This is a genomic window from Frankia sp. CgKIO3 (genome assembly GCF_977946435.1).
This window is the reverse complement of sequence record NZ_CDWTMO010000027.1, coordinates 1,939-20,987: the sequence shown is the minus strand read 5'-3', so window position 1 is coordinate 20,987 and position 19,049 is coordinate 1,939. Positions and strand designations below refer to the sequence as shown.

Genomic DNA, 19,049 nt, shown 5'->3' with positions numbered 1-19,049 from the left:
ACGACGAAGGCGAGGATCGGCAGCATCGGCAGCAGGTACCGGGTGAACGGCGCGCCTCCGACGGCGACGTATCCCACCAGGGTGGCGACGACGAGCAGGCAGTGCAGGGTGAGCAGAAGGCCGATGACGACGCTGCCGGCCAGCCGGCCTCCCGGCGGATCCGCCTCGGAGTGCCCGTCGTCCACCCCGTCGTCCACCCCGTCGTCCACCGGCCGGGCCTCGGTGGTACCCGCGATCCGGGCGGCCGGGCGTGCAGCGGTCCGCAGCCGGGCGCCCAGGACCCGAACCCCCGCCGCCACCAGGCCCGCGCCGGTCACGACCGCGACCCCGACGGCGATCGTCCGGGCGTGACCGGTCAGCAGGACGGGACGTCCGAAGAACCCGCGGTAGGCGTGCCACCAGAAGTCGCTGTCACGTAATACCTGCCAGGCCGACGTCCGCCCATCGCGGATCGGGAACATCTCGGCGACCCGGCCCGAGGCGGTGGGATCGCCGTACCGGCGCACGTTACGCAGGTAGAACCAGCCGGTCGCGGCGAAAGTCAGCGCGACGAGCGTGACCGCGGCCATTAGGCCACGCCCGGCTCGCCGCAGCCGGCCACCGGACGTCCGCATCGAGACGGCGGCACCGAGAGCCGGGACGACCACCGCGACGGCCAACGCGCCACTGGCCCGACTCGCCGCCGCGGCCGGGCCGAGCACCGCCAGCGCCGCCAGAGTCCGCGGCCCCGGTCCCGGTCCCGGTCCCGGTCCCGGTCCCCGGCGGATGATCGCGACGGCCACCGCGAGCAGGCCGGTAATGGTCGCCACCGCCAGGGTGTCGTTGTAGACCTGGCCGGAGATGAGGACGAACATGCCGACCACGCCGACGATCGCCGCCGCGCCGACGGCGACACCGGGCCGCCCCGGCAGCACACCGCGGACCAGCGCCGCGGTCGCGATCACCGCGGTGATCCCGAACGCCACGTTGAGAAGGCGGGCGGCCCGGAAACCGACCAGCGGATGATCCAGCGCGACGCCCGTCCGGAGCGGGACGGCCTCGACCGCGTAGAACAGCGGTGGATGGTTCGCGGTGTAGGTGAGATCGACATTCGTCAGTGGTCGGCCGAGGCGCGCCCCGCAGAGCCGATCGACGTGGGAGGCCACCGCGGCCCGCGCCTGCTGCGGCGACACCACGCAGTCGGCGGGCAGCCCCGGCATGCTCGGGATGCGGGAGTGCACGGGCGAGTCGAGCACGGGCAACGAGCCGTCGGCGACGACGAACGCGTAGGCGGTGTGCTGTGCCTCGTCGGCCGAGGTGAAGGGAGGCACGACCGCGGCGACGAGCACGCCGAGCGCGGAGAAAACCATGCCGGCCGCGACCACCCCGGTCACAAGCCAGCGCCGCCCCGGATCCGACACCCGCCAGGCCTCCGGCGCCGCACCGGTCCCAGGCACCTGCGTGGAGGTTTCGACCGCCTGCCACGCATCCCCGCCAGGCACGTCGGCAACCCTCTCAGCATCGGCCGGGCGGTGTCGCCCCGACTACCATGCCACAACGCCGGTCAGCCCGTCGAACATCAGCGACGATCGTTTGGCGGATACGACGGTATCGTCCGCTTGGCGTCAGCTGTCCGGCGGTCCGTTATCCGGCGGCCGGCGCTCTCCGGCGGTCCGGGTTTGGAGCGCGGCAACGAATCCGGCCACGCCCAGGATCGCGGCCGATCCGATCGGCCCGATGACCGCGGCGAGGTAGCGGTAGTCGAATCCGGAGGTCAGCGCGGACAGCACAAGGGTCGACAGGCCGGCCCCGGCGGCCAGCCAGAACAGCCGCCCGCCCCCCAGCCACGCTGCCGTCACCCCGCTCCTGCGCACCCGGCGAACGGCCTCGAGCAGTACTGCCGCGAGACCCGCCAGCAGGCCCAGGCCGACGAGCGGCATCGGAGCGTAGGCCAGGCGGGAGTAGACGGCCAGCCAGCCCGCCGCGGGGTTGTGCACCTCGGTCGCGACGAAATAGCCGTCGTCGGCATGCGGATCGTCCGGGGTCAGCACGTTGGTCACGCTGGACGGCAGTTCCCAGGTATCCGCCCGCGAGGTCTTCGTCGTCTCATGCCGGACCGGGGAGAGATAGCCGACGAGGTACCGGGCCGACGTCGTCACCAGCATCCACGGCTGGTCACGCACGACCTCGCCCGCGAACTCGGCCGCGAGGTCCTCCCGTCCCGGTGGGATGTGCCGGTGCCCCTGGCGCAGAGGGGAGTCGGCCGGCCACAGGTAGCGAACCGGCGAACCGCGCTGGTCGACCGGCCGTGGGTCGCACAGGGTGCGCAGGTCCGCTCGCGACAGCGCGGAACAATCCGCGAACGGCGCCACCCGCCCGTACAGGAAGAACCCGGAGTGCGCGGAAACGGCGAAGCCCCCTCCCGCCGAGGCGCTCCACCCAGAGTAGGCCAGGATCGGCGCGGCGGCGGCCAGCGCGAAGGCGAGGACGGGTCGGGCCGCCCGAGGAGCGGCAACCGACCCGGCTCGGGAAGTCGCGCGCCGCCGGTCGGCCAGCACGGTGCCGAGCAGGACGACCAGGCCGACCGCCAGCGGGCCGTAGCCCACCGTCCGCACGCACAGGCAGGCTCCGAGCAGCAGGCCGGCGGCGGCGCAGGCAACGGGCCGAGGGCGTCCCGGTAACGCGAGCAGCGCCACGCCGACCGAGACGAGAACCCCGAACAGGCTGTCGACGAGGACGAACTGGCCGAGGTCCAGCACCCACGGGGAGAGCAAGGCGGGGGTGGCGGCGAGGGCGGCGAGCCACGGCCGGCGAGCAACCCGCAACGCCACCGCATAGAGCGCCACCGCCGCGCCCAGCGTGAGCAGGTGCTGGACGACGACGACCCGCGTCAGGTGGGCCTGCCCGTCGAGGATCCGCAGGAACATCGGGTAGCCCGACGGCCGCCAGTCGCCCGGCCAGATGTCCCGCCATGCCTGGTCGAGGTAGGCCGCCGAATCCCCGAGGTACATCAGCGCGGGCGGGTAGGTGACGATCATCAGGACCCGGGCAGCGATCCCGGCGGCGACCAGCAGCAGAAAGACCGCGTGCCGACGGGGCGTCCCGCGCAGGCGCCGACGCGCGGTCGGAATCGCGGCTACTTGAGGACCTCCGCGGTCTCGTCGGACTCCGCCGAGCCCGGCGCCGCGGGCCGCGCGCCACCGACGGTGTTTCCCAGGCGGATCTCGGGCAGCAACCAGGCCAGCGCGAAGGCGCACAGACCGATCGGCACCGCCACCAGGAAGACGGTCTGCATCGCGTCCGAGAACGCCTGGACGAATCCGTCCCGGATCGTCGGGGGCAGCCTGTGGAGCACCTGGGGGGTGATGTTGGAACCGGAGGCGGACAGACCGGGTGGCAACGGGATGCCCGCGAACCGCTCGGCGAGGTTACCTCTGAGCTGGTTCGCGAAGATCGCGCCGAACACGGCGGTACCGAACAACCCGCCGATGAACCGGAAGAAGGTCGCACCCGAGGTGGCCACGCCCATCTGCCGGTAGTCGACAGCGTTCTGCACGGCCATGACCAGGACCTGCAGGACCGCGCCGATCCCGACCCCGAGAAGGAACATGGACAACGTGAGCTGCAGCGTAGAGATGTCGGGACTGATGAACGACAGCAGGAACAGGCCGATCGACATCATCGCGGTACCGACGACCGGAAAGATCTTGTAACGGCCCCACCGGCTGATGAGCCGGCCGGAGATGATCGAGCTGAGTAGCAGCCCACCCATCACCGGCAGCATCTGCAGGCCGGAGTCCGTCGGGTCGACTCCCTTCACCACCTGGAGGAACAGCGGTAGGAAGACGATCGCGCCGAACATCGCGAAGCCGACGACGAAGCCGACCGCGCCGGCCACCGAGAACACCCGGACCCGGAACAGGATCAGCGGCAGCACGGGTTCGACCGCCACTCGTTCGACGAACACGAACCCGACGAGGAGCACAACTCCCGCGACGCCCATCCCGATGATCTCCGGTGATCCCCAGGCGTAGGTGGTGCCAACCAGGCTGGTCAGCAACACGAGGCTGGTCGTCGCCATGGCCAGGAGCACGGTGCCGAGGTAGTCGATGACGTGCCTGATGCGGTTCCTCGTCGCCGGGAGCGTCAACGCCGTCACCACCAGGGCGACCGCGCCCACCGGCAGGTTCACGTAGAAGACCCAGCGCCAGGAGAGATGGTCGACGAACAGGCCGCCGAGTAGCGGACCGACCACCGACGACACGCCGAACGTCGCGCCGAACAGCCCCTGGTAACGGCCTCGATCGCGCGGCGGAACGAGATCACTGATGATCGTTATTGCACCGATGATCAACCCGCCGCCACCGAGCCCTTGGACAGCACGGAAGGCGATCAGCTGCCCCATCGACGTACTGACACCGGCGATCACCGAGCCCACCAGGAAAATGACGATCGCCACCTGGAACAGGATCTTGCGGCCGTACAGATCACCGAGCTTGCCCCAGACCGGTGTGGACACCGTGGAGGCCAGCAGGTAGGCAGTCACCACCCAGGAGAGATGGGTGGCGCCGCCGAGATCCCCGACGATCGTCGGCAGTGCCGTCGACACGATCGTCTGATCCAGCGAGGCCAACAGGATTCCGAGGAGCAGCGCTCCCATGATCAGCCAGAGCCGGCGCTGGTCGGAGACCTGCGGGGGGATCACGGCAGCGCCGCCGCGGGGCGCCGGAGACGTGCCGGCGCCGGTTCCGCCGGACTCGGCGTCCTCGGCCGATCGAGCCTGCGTCATGACCGGCTCCCTTCATGGTCGTCGCTGACGTCGACGTGCTCGGTCGATCTCATTCGGGTCGCTGTCCTCGTTGTTCTTGTTCCCGGCGTTCCGGGTGGGCCCGGCGTTCCCGGTGGGACGACGTGATCGGCGCGTTCGAGGTGCCCACCACGTCGGATCCGTCCGACCCGCCGGACTCGCCGGACTCGTGTCCGGACTCGTGTCCGGACTCGTCTGAGGTGCCGGAGGGACCAGGCGGAGCCAGGCCGCGGGCCAGGATGTCGAAGGCGCGGCCGAGAGTGTCGGGCAACGAGGCGTCATCCGGGGACTCCTGCCACCGCACGGTCAGGGTCCGCACGACGGCCAACGTCGTCGCGACCAGCACGACAGGGTAGGGGTCACGATCGGGATCGAGCCCGCAACGCCGGCCGATCGCCTCGGCGAGAGCGCGTTCGTAGGAACTCCAGCTGGCCGCGTTGGCCATGGTCAGATGCGGATGGGCACGGATGATCGCAAGCCGGACGCGCCACAGCTCGGCCTGATCGGGCGCGACGAGGGCGGCCCGGTCCAGCATGACCGCCCGCAACGCCGCCAGCGGCTCCTCCTCGGGAGGACGCTCCGCCAGCTCCGTGCCGATCTCGGTGATGTCCTCGGGATCGATGCCGGCGATCGCGTCGTCCTTCGTCGGGAAGTAGTTGAAGAACGTCCGGGTGGAGACCTCGGCCGCGGCGGCGATCTCGTCGACCGAGACGTTCTCCAGACCACGCTCCGCAACGAGCCGGATGGCTGCGGCCCGCAGGGCCCGGCGGGTCTGCCGCTTCTTGCGCTCCCGCAGCCCCGGCCCAGACGACTTCCCGGGCTCGCCAGCCCGGCCCGGGACAGTCGCCGGCTCCTCCGCCACCGCTCCCCCGATCTCGATCCGCCCCCCGGACCCCCCTACAACTTTGCAGTATACGCACTTATTCTCATCCTGCAAAATTTTACTGTGACAGTCAACACGATCGGCGCCCACCGGGAACCGTCGCCGAAGGGCCGGGCGGATCGGGAAGACGGGGCCGGGCGGGGGACCGGACAGCAGGCGAGAACCAGGCGAGAGTCAGACACGCCCCCGCCCGCGGCCGGGGGCGCGGTGGGCCGACGGTGGCCGGTCGCGCAACGATCGGCAGAAAGATCGGTACCCGGCAGAACGATCAGCCGCGCAGCGCGTCGCCCGCCGCGACGAAGGCCGCGGACAGCGCGGCGTCCCAGGCCCGCGGAGGAGTGAGTCCCGCGTCCACCCACGACCGCCCGGAGAGCACCGCGTAGGCCGGGCGCCGGGCCGGACGGGGAAATGCCTCCGTCGTCGTCGGCGTCACCTTGGCCGGGTCCTGGCCCAGCGCGGCGACGATCTCGCGGGCAAAGCCGAACCACGTGGTCTCGCCGGCGTTCGTGCAGTGGTAGACGCCGGTCGGTGCCGCCGAGGAAGCGAGCTCGATCAGCCCCGACGCGAGATCGGCCGACCAGGTCGGCGAGCCCACCTGATCGTCCACAACGGACAGCGTGTCCCGCTCACGGGCCAGTCGCGAGATCGTCTTCACGAAGTTACTGCCGGTCCGGCCATAGACCCATGCGGTGCGCACCACGTACGAGGCATCGGGCAGCAGGCCTCGGACAGCCTCCTCCCCGGCCAGTTTCGTCCGGCCGTATGCCGAGACGGGACCGGTAGGATCGTCGACCTCGTAGGGCTTGGCGGCCCGCCCGTCGAAGACGTAGTCAGTCGAGATGTGGATCAGGGTCGCGCCGACCTCGGCGCAGGCTGCGGCGAGGTGCGCCGGCCCCGTGGCGTTGACCGCGTAGGCGCCAGCCTCGTCCGACTCCGCCGCGTCGACGTTTGTCCAAGCCGCCGTGTTGAAGACGACCAGCCCACCCTGGGTCTTCGCGGGACGCGCCTGGTCGCGCAGGACGGCGCGCACCCGGGCCGAATCGGTGATGTCGAACTCCGCCCGGGTCAGACCGGCCCAGCCGTACACCCCGGAGTCCGGTTCCGCGGCTCGAGCCTCGAGCAGCCGGCAAAGGTCGGCCCCGAACTGACCGGCGGCACCGGTCACGAGAAAACGCACCTTCCTAGTGTCGCAGACACCCTGACCCGCCCGGTTCAGGATCCACCCAGGATCAGCCCGTGTCGAGAAGAGGGCAACAGACAGGCGACGGTTACCCCACGCCGAGCTCGTCCGAACCTCTCACATCGGTCGTCTACGCTGGCGTCAACCATGGACGCCCCAGAACCGCCGATCATCGACCGTAGCTACACCGCCGGTCCCGCGCCTGATTCCGCGGCGGGGACCCGGCCGGCGGGGATCCAACCGGCGACCGAGGCGCGAGGCGAGGCCGCCGAGGCGGTGTCGATGCCCGGTCCGCGGCGCGTGCCGGTGTTACTGCTCCTCATCACGGCGGTTCACCTCGGCCTGCTGCTCAGCTACGCGTTCGTGTATCCGACCTGGACGGGATACGACGAGGCTCAGCACGTGGACATGGTCTACGGCCTGCAGCACGGAGTCGGCTGGCCCGCACCAGGCAAGAAGATCATCTCGACGGGTGTAGCCGCGACCTCTGACGACTTCGACCGCAGCCGCTTCCAGGACATGTTCCAGGCCGGTGGGAAACAGCGGGGCTCCCCGTCCTTCGCCGAGATCGATCCGACGCCACGCGGCCAGCGCCAGGCGTTCGACGCCCTCGGTGGGGTTACCCCCGTCGGCGACGGCCGCCTCTCCAACCAGATGGTGCAGCATCCACCGTTGATCTACGTGGTCGGCGCCAGGCTGCTCGACGCCCTGCCGGGCTCCAAGCACTGGGCCTATGACCAGCAGGTCTTCGTCCTGCGTCTGTTGAACATCCTGGTGGTCGCGCCGCTGCCCCTGCTGGCATGGCTGGCGGCACGCCGCTTCGGACTGGATCAACCATCGGCTCTCGCCGCGGCGGCCCTGCCACTCGCCGTACCCGGGTTCACCAGGGTCGGTGCCACCTTCAACAATGACGGCATCCTGATGCTCGCCACCGGCGGGCTGACCGTCACCCTCGTGGGTGTGCTGCGCGGCGACATGCGTCGCCGCGCAGCCGCCTGGGCCGGAATCTGGTTGGGAATCGCCCTGCTGTCCAAGGCGTTCGCGCTGGCCCTGCCGGCCGTGATCGTCGCCGCCTATCTGGTCGGCTGGTGGCACCTGCGGCGTGCGGGCCGGCATGCACCGGAGCGGTCTGCGTATCCGGCCGGCCGACTTTTCGCGTCGCGTCGCGCGATTGGCTCCCTGCCATGGACGCCGGCCACGCTGGCGGTCGGCCTCGGGCTCGCCCTGGGAGGCTGGTGGTGGATCAGGAACTACGTCCTGTACGACGCCGTCCAGCCGAACGGGTGGGCGACGAACCCGCCGCGGCGGGAACCACTGCTGCTTCCGGACTCCTTTCTTACCTGGTTCTGGTACTTCTTCCGGACTATGATCAGCCGCTTCTGGGGCGGGCTCGGCCTGTTCGAGCCGCCCCAGCTCTCCCCGGTCGCCATCGTCGTGGCGACCGGGGCGGTCGTCGGACTGTGCGCGGCCGCGCTGGTCGCCGGACCACGCCGCGCCGCGCGGCCGGACCGGCTGGCGAGCGCTGCCGGGCCGGCGGTACTGCTGCTCCCGGTCGCTTTCGCCTACCTGATGGTCGGGCAGCGCAGCTGGGCGGAGTACCAGCAGTACACCCGCGGCATTGCCGTCCAGGGCCGGTATCTCTACCTGGGGCTGGTCGGTCTGGGGGTGGTGTTCGCTCTGGGCCTACGCGCGGCGCTGCGCGGCCGGGAGCGACTGGCACCCGCCGTCACGCTGGTCAGCGCGCTGCTGATGCAGGGTCTGGGGCTGCTGGCGATCTGTTCGTACTACTGGTTGCCGCGCCAGGTGTCCTTCACCCCGGCTCGCGTTCCCGAGGTCGTCGCGGGGGCCGGCCGCTGGGCGCCATTCCCGGTCGGCGTCACGATCACGGTCTTCGTGCTGTCGGCGGTGCTCGTCGTTCTCTGCCTCGCCGTCGCGGTGCGGGCGGGCGGAGCCGGGGGCGCGCGGGCGGAGCCGGGGGCGCGGTCACGGGTTCGGGATCGGGTCCGGGCGTAGGCGGTCACCGGCCGACGCCCGCCCCACGAAGTCCGTCGCGGATGTGCAAGGGAGGTCCGCTCCGAGCGGGCCTCAGGTCCCCGTCGTAGCCACCGAGACGCGGGAGTGGTCGCCCAGCATGAGCCGATGCGCCCTGGGCAGGGCCGCGGAGGGGACGACCTCGGCATCCCGGCCGATCAACGAGTCCTCGATCCGCCCGATCCCACGGATCGTCGCCCGCTCCAGCACGATCGAGTACTCGATCTCGGTCCGTTCGATGGTGCAGGAGTGAAAGATCGAGGTGAACGGGCCGACATAGGTATCGACGAGGGTGGTGTCCCGGCCGATGATGGCCGGCCCGCGCACGGTGGACCGGACCAGCGAGGCGCCCTCCTCGATCACCACACGGCCGACGATCGTGCTGTGCTCGTCAACGCTGCCACGGATCGCCGGCTCGATCGACTCGAGGAGGTGGCGGTTTGTCTCGAGCATGTCGTCGAGTCGGCCGGTGTCCTTCCAGTAACCCTCGACCAGGTGCGAGGCGACCTCGTATCCGCCGTCGACGAGCCACTGGATCGCCTCGGTGATCTCCAGCTCGCCGCGGGCCGACGGTTTGATCGCCCCCACGGCGTCGTGGATGGGGGTGCCGAACATGTAGACGCCGACGAGCGCCAGGTCACTCGGCGGAACGAGCGGCTTCTCGACCAGTCGAATGATCTTCCGGTCCGCACCGAGCTCGGCGACACCGAAGGCGGAGGGGTTGTCGACCCTGGTCAGCAGGATCAGGGCGTCCGGCGTGGTCCGTCGGAACTCCTCGACCAGGCTGGAGATCCCACCGATAATCAGGTTGTCGCCGAGGTACATGACAAACGGTTCATCGACGAGGAAGTCGCGGGCGATGAGCACGGCATGCGCCAGTCCGAGCGGCGCGTCCTGGCGGATGTAGGTGACCTGGATCCCGAATGCCGAGCCGTCACCTACCGCCGCCTGGATCTCGTCGGCCGTCTCCCCCACGATGATCCCGACATCGGTGATACCGGCGTCACGGATGGCCTCCAAGCCGTAGAAAAGCACCGGCTTGTTCGCCACTGGGACAAGCTGTTTGGCCGAGGTGTGGGTGATTGGCCGCAGACGGGTTCCCGAACCACCGGCAAGGACGAGGGCCTTCATGATCCGAAACCCTATCGTGCCGCTTTGAGCTGACAGAAAGTAACCGCCAATGTGATTCCTATCACATGGCAGATCGATCCACCTTTGCCCGCATGTCACCGCGAACACCCACCTGTGCAACAGGTATTTCCATGCGCACCGGGCCGGCGACAGGTACACCCCGCCCGATACGGGTACGTTGGGTAGTCGCAGGGTTCGGGGCGGCCAGCCGGCGGGAAACTTTACCGCGCATCTGATCGTTCCAGACCCAGGAGACATCTCGGGCTGCCTGGGAGGGGGACACGGTGACCGACGCGCCGCCGCGTCTGTCCGCGGGGTCCCAGGGCCCGCCCCCGCGGCGACGAAATCGTCTGAATCCTACTGCCCGTGCGTATCGAGGCCCGTATCCGACCCGGGACGACCACCAGAACCGCGACGGCCACCAGAACCGCGACGGCCACCAGAACCGCGACGGCGAACACGACACTCGCCGGGAGCGGTCTCTGGCATCTCGCCTGCTCACGGTAATCGCAGCAATACTCGCCGCCGTGGTACTCCTTGCCGCGGTGGGCGGCTGGACCGCCTACGAGTATTTTGACGCCCAGATCAACCGGATCCGCCTCGGGCTCGGCGGGGACCGGCCGGCGGAGGCCGCGGAGGGCACCCGGAACTTCCTGCTGGTCGGATCGGACAGCAGGGCGGGCACCGGCGGCGAGTACGAGAGCCAGGGAGCGGTGACCGGCGAACGGTCGGACACGACGATGCTGGCCCACCTCGACGTGGACGGGACCACGACGATGGTCTCCTTTCCGAGGGACATCCTCGTGCGCATTCCGGGGCACGGCCTCGGCAAGCTGAACTCGGCGATCACCCTCGGCGGGCCCAGTCTCCTGATCAGAACGATCGAGAATCTCACCGACATCAAGATCGACCACTATGTCTCGGTCGATCTGGCCGGTTTCAAGGAGATGACCGATGCCATTGGCGGCGTCACCGTCTGCGTCAAACCGCTACCAAACGGCGGAAAGTCCAATCTGTACGATCCGTGGTCGCAGTGGCGGGGCACGGTAGGCAAAAATCATCTCAACGGAGAGCGGGCACTCGCCTTCGTCCGCCAACGCCACGGCCTACCCGACAACGATTTTGATCGCATCCGCCGCCAGCAGCAGTTCATCGGCGCCATCTTCACCCAGGCAACCACGACCGGGGTGCTCGCCAACCCGGTCAGGCTGGAGAACCTGCTTCAGGCCGCGACCAGGGCGCTCACCATCGATGACGGCACCAGCATGAACGACATGCGCGCGCTCGCGACACGGCTGCGCGGGATGTCCGCCGATCAGATCCGGTTCGAGACGATCCCCGTGCACGCCCCGACGCCGGCCGAAGGCGGCAACGCCGTGGGGGAGCTGCCGAGGTTCGGCTCCGTACAGCTCTACGACCCCGAGACGCTGGAGAAGTTCTTCGCTCCGCTGCGCGGGCGGGCCCGTGACACGCGGGAATCCTCCGTTACCCCGACCCCGACGGTCGACCCGGCACAGGTGCTGATCGACGTCTACAACGGCGCCGGGGTGGGGGGCCTCGCCGCCACGGCCGCCGGGGAGCTGCGGCAGGCCGGTTTCCGGGTCGGCCCGCCGCAGACGTGGCAGGCCGGCGTGGTGGAGACGACACAGGTGCGCTATCGCCCGGGCGAACAGGCCGCCGCCCATGCCGTGCAGGCCGACGTGCCCGGCAGCCGGTTGCGCGCGGACGCCTCCGTCCCCGCCGGCCACATCACCCTCGTCCTGGGCACGTCCTACGACGGGGTGAACCCGAGTCCAGCGGCCGGGGGCGCCGGATCGACTCGTGGTACCGGCACAGCCGCCGGGGCAACCGGCGGGTCCGCCGCGGCGGACCCGCCTCCCGCCTCACCGTCGACGGCCGCGGATCTCACCTCGGGGTGCACGTACTAACTGCTGGCTGGCTGATCGTTCACCCGACCGTCCGATCACATTCCGCGCCGTCCACACTACGGTCGGAGATGAGATCAACCCCGCCGTGAACATCCGCGCTTGCCATGGCAACGTCTTGGCCGTCCGGAACGTCCAGTTAGACGGACACGGCTGCCACATCACGACCACGACGGCCGCGGCATGCGTTCCGGCGGGGGTTCTCCCGCTCCGGCCGCCTGAGCGAGGAGGGCTTTCGACTCAGGTGAGCCCCAATACCATGCGCCCGCCGGCCCTGCCGCCCGCGTTGAACCCGCGTGGGCCCCGTCGCCACCACTCCCCGCTGCGACGGCTGTCCGTTGGAGCCGTCGCTCTGCTGTCCGTGCTGGTTCTCGGTCTGAGCACCATCGGGTGGGCCGCCTACCGGCAGTTCGACAAGGCCGTCACGCGCGTCGACTGGGACATCGAGGGTGCCCGCCCAGCGAGCGTGGACGGCGAGGAGAACATCCTGCTACTCGGCGACGACAGCCGGGAGGGTACCGAGGGTCAGTACGGTGTGGTAGACGGCGTCCGGTCCGACACCACCATCATCGCCCACTTCGGCAAGGACGGCTCGGCCACGTTGCTGTCCTTCCCCCGGGACATGCTCGTCCCGGGGGTGCCGCGGGAGAAGGCCACCGCCCGCGACGGCCGGTCGAAGCTCACCGAGGTGCTCGAGTTGGCGGACGTCCCCGGTCTCGTCAGCACGCTGGAATCCCTGACCGGCCTGAAGATCGACCATACCATCTCGATCAATCTCGCCGGTTTCAAGGCGATGACCGACGCGGTGGGAGGCGTAACCGTGTGTGTGACGCCCCTACCGAACGGCAGCACCCGCAACCTGCACGACTCGATGTCGGGATGGAGCGGACGGCTCGGCGAGAACCGTCTCAACGGTGATCAGGCGCTGGCCTTCGTCCGGACCCGCTACGCGCTCGGGGACGAACGCCTTCGCATCCTGCGCCAGCAGCAGTTCCTCTCCAAGCTGCTGGCGACAGCGACCAGCACCGGAGTGCTCACCAACCCGGCCAAGATCACTTCGTTGATCGGGGCGGTCGGCGGCGCGCTGCGGATCGACCAGGGCCTCGACCAGACCGCGATACTCAAGCTCGCGAAGCGGGCCAGCGAGCTGGGTCCGGGAAGAATTCACTTCGTGACAGTCCCTACGCACATCGCGCTGCGCTCCGATGGTGCGGTCGACGACATGGGTTCGATTCCCCCGCACGGGGCCGTACTCATCGTCGATCAGGCCGGCCTCGACCAAGTCCTCGCTCCGCTGCTGCCCGCGGGCACCAAGCCTCCCGCACAGCGAACTCTCGACCCCGCCCAGGTCTCGATCGCCGCCGTCCGCAACGCCTCGGGACGTGCCGGACTCGCCACCGGCACGGTCGACGGACTGCGGGCACTCGGCTTCACTGGGCCGATGACCGCCGCGACATCGACCCGCCAGACTCTGACCGAGGTACGCCATCCCCCGGGCCAGGAGGCCGCGGCACGCACCCTGGCGGCGACGATCCCCGGCAGCCGAATCGTCGCGGGCGCCGGCCGCTCCGGGGCCGGCCTCGTCCTCGTCCTCGGATCCACCTTCACCGGCCTGTCCAACGTCGGCCTGCCCAACGTCGGCCTGCCCAGCGGTGGCCTGCCGGGCGGTGGCCTGCCGGGCGGTGGCCTGCCGGGCGGTGGCCTGCCGGGCGGTGGCCTGCCGGGCGGTGGCCTGCCGGGCGGTGGCCTGCCGGGCGGTGGCCTGCCGGGCGCGGCGGCGACCGTCGACACGAGGATCCCGACGACCTCGACGGCCGCCGGTGGTGACACCCGGACGACCACGGTCGCCATCACCGCGACGCCGGCCCCGGCGACCGGCGGGGCCGGCACCACAGGCGTCACAGGCGTCACAGGCACCGGCGGCACCACGGGCACCGCGACCGCTCCGGTCGGTCCCGTTCCCTCCGACACCTCGTGCACGCCATGAGCGCCTCCGTGCCGCGGCTGGTCGCCGTACGGACGCTGCTTGGCCCGGCCGCGGACGCCGACGCCGCACCCGCGGCGGGAGTTCGCGGCATCGCGTCCGTCCTCGCGCACCGGCTGGCCACCGATCCCGCCCGCCCGCTGGTCACCTTCTACGACGACGCAACCGGCGAACGCGTGGAATTCTCGGCGACCACCTTCGACAACTGGGTGGCGAAGACCGCGAACATGCTGGTCGACACACTCGGCCTCGGCATCGGTGACCGGGTCGGCGTCCACCTGCCGACGCACTGGCTCAGTTCGGTCATTCTGCTCGCCACCTGGTCAGCCGGGATGGAGGTGGTCCTCGTCCGAGACGCAGACGGCGGGCAGGACGGCGGGGACACCGAGAAGGACGGCGGGGAGCTGCCGGTCGCGACCCCCCTCGACGCGCTGTTCGTGGCCGAGGACCGGCTCGACGAAGCGTCCGGCCTGATGGTGGACGAGATCGTGGCCCTGTCACTGCGCCCGCTGGGTGCTCGGATGCGCAGGCCCGTCGCCGGGGTTCTCGACTACGCCGCGGAGGTGCCCCCGCACGGCGATCGGTTCGCCGCCCCGGCACCGCCACCCGGGCAGGCCGCGCTGCTGCGCGCGGGTACCGCGATCGCGGGGGCGTGGGACCTGGGACCCGCGGACCGGGTGCTGTTCACCGCGTCGCTCGCCACGACCGAGGGCCTGGTCGGCTCGCTGCTCGCTCCCCTGGTCGCAGGCTCGTCGATCGTGCTGTGCCGGCATCTCGACAGCGCCGCGCTCCCGCGGCGCATCGAGACGGAGAAGATCACCGCCGTCGGTCGGTCGGTCCTGCGGCACGCGCCCGGCCCACTGCCCGCGGGGGTCCGGTCGCTGCCGCTCCCCCGCCTCGGGTGAAACCCGCACGACCCCCGTAGCGGGCCGCGGATGGGGAATGACTATACCCGACATCCGGACGGCTCACAGACGGCGTGACCACCGAACGGCGCGACGGCCAACGAGAATGGGGCAACGCGGTCCCCGGTGCGTCCGGCTCACCGGGGCTTACGAGATTGCCCCGGCGGGAGGGCCGGCAGCGCGGCGGCCGGTCTTTACCACGTGTAGCGGAGGTCGCTCGAACGTGAGCACGTCACCGGTTCTTCACATCAGCGTCATCGGCACCGGATACCTGGGCGCGACACACGCCGTGTGCATGGCGGAACTGGGGTTCGAGGTCATCGGTGTCGATATCGACGCGACCAGGACGCAGCGGCTCGCCGTGGGTGAGGTGCCCTTCTTCGAGCCCGGTCTGGAAGGGCTACTCCGCAAGAACCTGGAGGCGGGACGACTGGCCTTCTCGAGCTCGCTCGCCGAGGCGGCTGACCGGGCCGAGGTGCATTTCATCTGCGTGGGAACACCGCAACGGCCCGATTCCGGCGCGACGGACCTGCGCCACGTCGAAGCGGTGACGAATGGTCTGATCGCGGCCGGGCTGCGGCCCGGGACGCTGGTGGTGGGCAAGTCGACGGTTCCCACGGGCACCGCGGCCCGGCGGGCCGGACGACTTGCCGCCGGCGCCCCGGGCGCGGAACTTGCGTGGAATCCCGAGTTCCTCCGGGAGGGGTCCGCCATCGACGACACCCTGCGGCCGGACCGCCTGGTCTTCGGGGTCGTCCCGGGTGGCATCGCCGAGGCACGGCTGCGGGCGGTCTACGCCAGAACGATCAAAGAAGGCACACCCGTCATCGTCACCGACTTCGCCACGGCCGAGATCGTGAAGGTCGCCGCGAACGCCTTCCTCGCGACGAAAATCTCCTTCATCAACGCGATGGCCGAAATCTGCGACATGACCGGGGGGAACGTGACCGAGCTCGCCGCCGCCCTGGCTCACGACCCCAGGATCGGGCCCCGGTTCCTCCAGGCCGGCATCGGCTTCGGTGGCGGCTGCCTACCCAAGGACCTCCGTGCCTTCCAGGCCCGCGCGGACGAGCTGGGAGTCGGCTCCGCGCTGGCCTTCCTCACCGAGGTCGACGCCGTCAACACGCGGGCCCGGACGCGGACGGTGGCGCTAGCCACCAAGGCGCTGGGGGGCTCGCCGACGGGCCGGATGGTGGCGGTCCTCGGTGCCGCCTTCAAACCGAACTCCGATGACATCCGCGACTCGCCCGCCCTCGACGTGGCCACCGCGCTGCACCGCGCCGGCGGCCACGTGTCCGTGTACGACCCCGCGGCGATCCCGAACGCCCGCGTTCGCTACCCGTACCTGCACTACACCGACTCGGTGATACGGGCCGTGGCAGGAGCGGAGATCGTCCTGGTCCTGACGGAATGGAGCGAGTTCCGCGAGATCGACCCGGCCGCCCTGCGACCGCACGTCAGCAGACCCATCGTCATCGACGGACGGCACGTCCTGGATCCCGCGGTCTGGCGGGATGCCGGCTGGATCTACCACGCGCTCGGACGGCCACTCGCGTGACCCGCCGACCGGACCTACCGGACCTACCGGACCTACCGGACCTACCGGACCTACCGGACCTACCGGACCTACCGGACCTACCGGACCTACCGGACCTACCGGACCTACCGGACCTACCGGACCTACCGGACCTACCGGACTAGGCAAGCTTGACCCGACGACAATCCGACGACGCGACCCATCCCATGCCGCCGTGGACCGCCCTACGGCAGAACCTCGACCAGTGCCCCGGTCTCCACCTGGTAGACGAATCCGCGCACCGAGGTGGTGGACTGCAGGAACGGCGACGAACGCAGCACCCTGACGGACTTGCGCACGTCCTCCTTGACATCGGGAAAGGAATACACGTCCCATTCGGGACGAACGCCCGTCTCGCGCTCCACCTGGTCCCGGAACCCGTCGTCGGTAATCCTTTCGAGACCACATCCGGTGTGGTGTAAAAGAATGATCTCCGTCGTTCCCAGCACGTGCTGGCTCACGGCGAGCGAGCGGACCACATCCGGGGTGATGACACCACCGGCGTTGCGCAGGATGTGGGCGTCACCTTCGACGAGACCGAGCAGAGCCTCCACCTGGATCCGCGCGTCCATACAGGCAACCACCGCGACGCCCAGGCGCGGCCGCGCGCCGGGCAGGGCAGGAAGCCCGGCCTCCCGCCGCCGGACGGGGTGACCTACGGCGTAGCTCAGCAGGAGTTCGGTCGCCGTGGCAGCGCTACCCACTGGGACCACCGGCTCCACCGGGCTCACAGGACGCACGGTGTCCGCCTGGGCGTCGGCAACGGAGCCAACAGCAGTGTGGTCATCGGTGTCCACGTGGTCATCGGTCCTTGACGTTGACATCAACGGCTCGGCCGGCGACTCGAGCGGATCATGATGATGCGTCCTTCCGATCAATGGTCCCCACCCTCTCACTGCCAGGATGCCGTCCATGGGCCCAGCTTCGCCAACGTTCCCGAGCTTTTGCCGAAGTTGCGCCACTCACGTTGCCCGCCGCACCGGATTGGTGGCATCACCTAGCGTAAAGATGGGAACAGCTACTCGGTGACTCCACCACGCGCCGACGGGTTCACCGCTACGTCCGGCACCATGGCCGGTGAGCCGGCCTCGCCACGGATGCCCACCACGCCACCGTCGACGGGGGTGGCACGGTGGGCGGGCGGGAGCAGCCGGTACTCTCTCCGAGTGGTAAATATCGATCGGGGTCGCCCGTGGTGAGACACCGACAGACCCGCTCACCGATGCAGGTACTCATCCACGAGATGGGCAAGTTCGGGCTGGTCGGCGGCGCGTGTTACGCCATCGACTTTCTTGTCTCCAACCTGTGCCACACGCTTCTCGGAATGGGTCCACTCAGCGCGAAGACCGTCTCCACGGTGGTCGCTGCCACCTTTTCCTACATCGGGAACCGACAATGGTCGTTCAACCATCGCGCCCGAACCGGTCTACGTCGCGAGTACACACTCTTCGTGATCCTGAATACGGTCGGGTTGCTGATCGCGCTCGGCTGCCTCGGGTTCGCACGCTATGTACTCGATCTCAAGGGCGTACTTGCGTTCAACCTGTTCGGTAACATCATCGGCACCGGGCTGGGCACCGTATTCCGGTTCTGGGCCTACAAGAAATGGGTCTTCCTCCACCCGGACCATCCCAAGGCCACCGCGAACGGCGGAGCCCGTCAGGACGGTCGTCGGCGCATCCCGGAGCATGCGGGCCGGATCTGACCGCACCAGCGGCCCCCGGCCCGACGCACATTCCGCCGCCTCGTCCGGCACCGGACCGGCCGTTTCAGGTGCGCCGCGCATCGCCGCCACCCCCCGGACGCCCAACACGCCCGCCGACACGGCACGACAGCGGAACAGGACGTTCCGCCCTCCCGCCGTCCCCGGCAGACAAGTCGGGAACAACCTAGTTCCGATACCGAACGGTTCCCGAACCTTCGCCGGTGGGCTACGCTCGGCGGGTCATGCTGGCGCCGCGCGCCCACAGCCCTCCATCCAGCGAGACACATCGGCTACCGGGAACGCCGCGTGGAGCGCCGTCCAGTCCGCAGCAACCTGGAGGGTGTGTCGTGACCCCGTCCTCGCTCGCGTCGTCGCACCCCGGCGGCCGACCTCGCGACGAGAGCCGGGACCAGGCGATCCGCACTGCCACCCTCGACCTTCTGGCCGAGGTCGGATACGACGGTGTGACGATGGACCGGGTGGCCACCCGGGCGCGAGCCGGAAAGGCCACCATCTACCGGCGCTGGCCGTCAAAGCTCGCCCTGGTGATGGACGCGGTCAACGCCTTCACCGAGCAGCGGATGCCGGTACCCGACAACGGCTCCCTCCGCTTGGACATCCTTGAGTTCCTGACCTCGTTCCATGATACGATCCGCGGCGATCGGGGACGGATCCTCGCGGAACTGATCTCGGAGATGCCGCGCAATCCCGGTCTGCGCGACGCCCTGCGCCGCGGCCTCTGGATGCAACGCCAGGCAAGCTCGGAGGCCATCATCGAACGCGGGATCGCCCGTGGCGAGGTCCGCCCGGACGTCGACCGCACGGTACTCATAGAACTCGGAACCGCCGTCATCCTCCAACGGGTGCTGCTGACCGGAGATCCGGTCGATCAGACGTTCCTGGAGATGATCGTCGACGACATCGTGATCCGTTACGCGGCCTG

General features: G+C 69.9%; 13 protein-coding genes. 7 read left to right on the top strand and 6 right to left on the bottom strand.

Features of this window, described 5'->3' with window-relative positions:
* Window positions 1–1,604 precede the first annotated feature (1,604 nt).
* The 4 genes from AC08OJ_RS05360 to rfbD form a co-directional block, all read right to left on the bottom strand.
* The gene (locus AC08OJ_RS05360; RefSeq protein ID WP_476594228.1) at window positions 1,605–3,017 is read right to left on the bottom strand and encodes a hypothetical protein; all 1,413 of its coding nucleotides are present in this window, start codon (window positions 3,015–3,017) and stop codon (window positions 1,605–1,607) included.
* Between the two features lie 98 nt (window positions 3,018–3,115).
* Window positions 3,116–4,768, bottom strand: coding sequence for an MDR family MFS transporter (locus AC08OJ_RS05355; protein ID WP_476594227.1), 1,653 nt, complete (start codon window positions 4,766–4,768; stop codon window positions 3,116–3,118).
* 49 nt (window positions 4,769–4,817) lie between these two features.
* Entirely contained in the window at window positions 4,818–5,648 is an 831-nt protein-coding gene (locus tag AC08OJ_RS05350) for an acyl-CoA-like ligand-binding transcription factor (protein WP_476595194.1), read from the bottom strand.
* A gap of 289 nt (window positions 5,649–5,937) precedes the next feature.
* Entirely contained in the window at window positions 5,938–6,846 is a 909-nt protein-coding gene (gene rfbD, locus AC08OJ_RS05345; RefSeq protein ID WP_476594729.1) for a dTDP-4-dehydrorhamnose reductase, read from the bottom strand.
* A gap of 150 nt (window positions 6,847–6,996) precedes the next feature.
* On the opposite strand from rfbD, the gene AC08OJ_RS05340 reads away from it, so the two are divergent.
* Window positions 6,997–8,862: a glycosyltransferase family 39 protein gene (locus AC08OJ_RS05340; protein ID WP_476595193.1), complete on the top strand. Its 1,866-nt coding sequence runs from the start codon at window positions 6,997–6,999 to the stop codon at window positions 8,860–8,862.
* Between the two features lie 72 nt (window positions 8,863–8,934).
* Here AC08OJ_RS05340 and AC08OJ_RS05335 read toward each other — a convergent pair whose 3' ends face one another.
* Window positions 8,935–10,011 (bottom strand): glucose-1-phosphate thymidylyltransferase, encoded by a 1,077-nt coding sequence (locus tag AC08OJ_RS05335; RefSeq protein ID WP_476595192.1) that lies wholly within the window; start codon window positions 10,009–10,011, stop codon window positions 8,935–8,937.
* A 527-nt stretch (window positions 10,012–10,538) separates the two neighbouring features.
* Between AC08OJ_RS05335 and AC08OJ_RS05330 the strand changes: the two genes are divergently transcribed.
* The 4 genes from AC08OJ_RS05330 to AC08OJ_RS05315 all read left to right on the top strand — a co-directional run bounded on the left by AC08OJ_RS05330 (window position 10,539) and on the right by AC08OJ_RS05315 (window position 16,383).
* Window positions 10,539–11,939, top strand: coding sequence for an LCP family protein (locus AC08OJ_RS05330; RefSeq protein ID WP_476595191.1), 1,401 nt, complete (start codon window positions 10,539–10,541; stop codon window positions 11,937–11,939).
* A 241-nt stretch (window positions 11,940–12,180) separates the two neighbouring features.
* Complete coding sequence (locus tag AC08OJ_RS05325; protein ID WP_476595190.1) at window positions 12,181–13,923, top strand: LCP family protein; 1,743 nt, start codon at window positions 12,181–12,183, stop codon at window positions 13,921–13,923.
* Complete coding sequence (locus tag AC08OJ_RS05320) at window positions 13,920–14,825, top strand: TIGR03089 family protein (RefSeq protein WP_476593571.1); 906 nt, start codon at window positions 13,920–13,922, stop codon at window positions 14,823–14,825. Before AC08OJ_RS05325 ends, AC08OJ_RS05320 begins: the two co-directional genes overlap by 4 nt.
* A 223-nt stretch (window positions 14,826–15,048) precedes the next feature.
* A complete protein-coding gene (locus AC08OJ_RS05315) occupies window positions 15,049–16,383 on the top strand; it encodes a UDP-glucose dehydrogenase family protein (protein WP_476595189.1) in 1,335 nt (444 codons plus the stop codon).
* A 203-nt stretch (window positions 16,384–16,586) separates the two neighbouring features.
* Here the strand turns inward: AC08OJ_RS05315 and AC08OJ_RS05310 are convergent, their stop codons facing one another.
* Complete coding sequence (locus tag AC08OJ_RS05310) at window positions 16,587–17,198, bottom strand: beta-class carbonic anhydrase (protein WP_476595188.1); 612 nt, start codon at window positions 17,196–17,198, stop codon at window positions 16,587–16,589.
* 446 nt (window positions 17,199–17,644) lie between these two features.
* On the opposite strand from AC08OJ_RS05310, the gene AC08OJ_RS05305 reads away from it, so the two are divergent.
* Window positions 17,645–18,106, top strand: a complete 462-nt coding sequence (locus AC08OJ_RS05305; protein WP_476593569.1) for a GtrA family protein — start codon at window positions 17,645–17,647, stop codon at window positions 18,104–18,106.
* A 347-nt stretch (window positions 18,107–18,453) separates the two neighbouring features.
* The coding region (locus AC08OJ_RS05300) for a TetR/AcrR family transcriptional regulator (protein ID WP_476593568.1) at window positions 18,454–19,049 on the top strand (596 nt) is incomplete at its 3' end.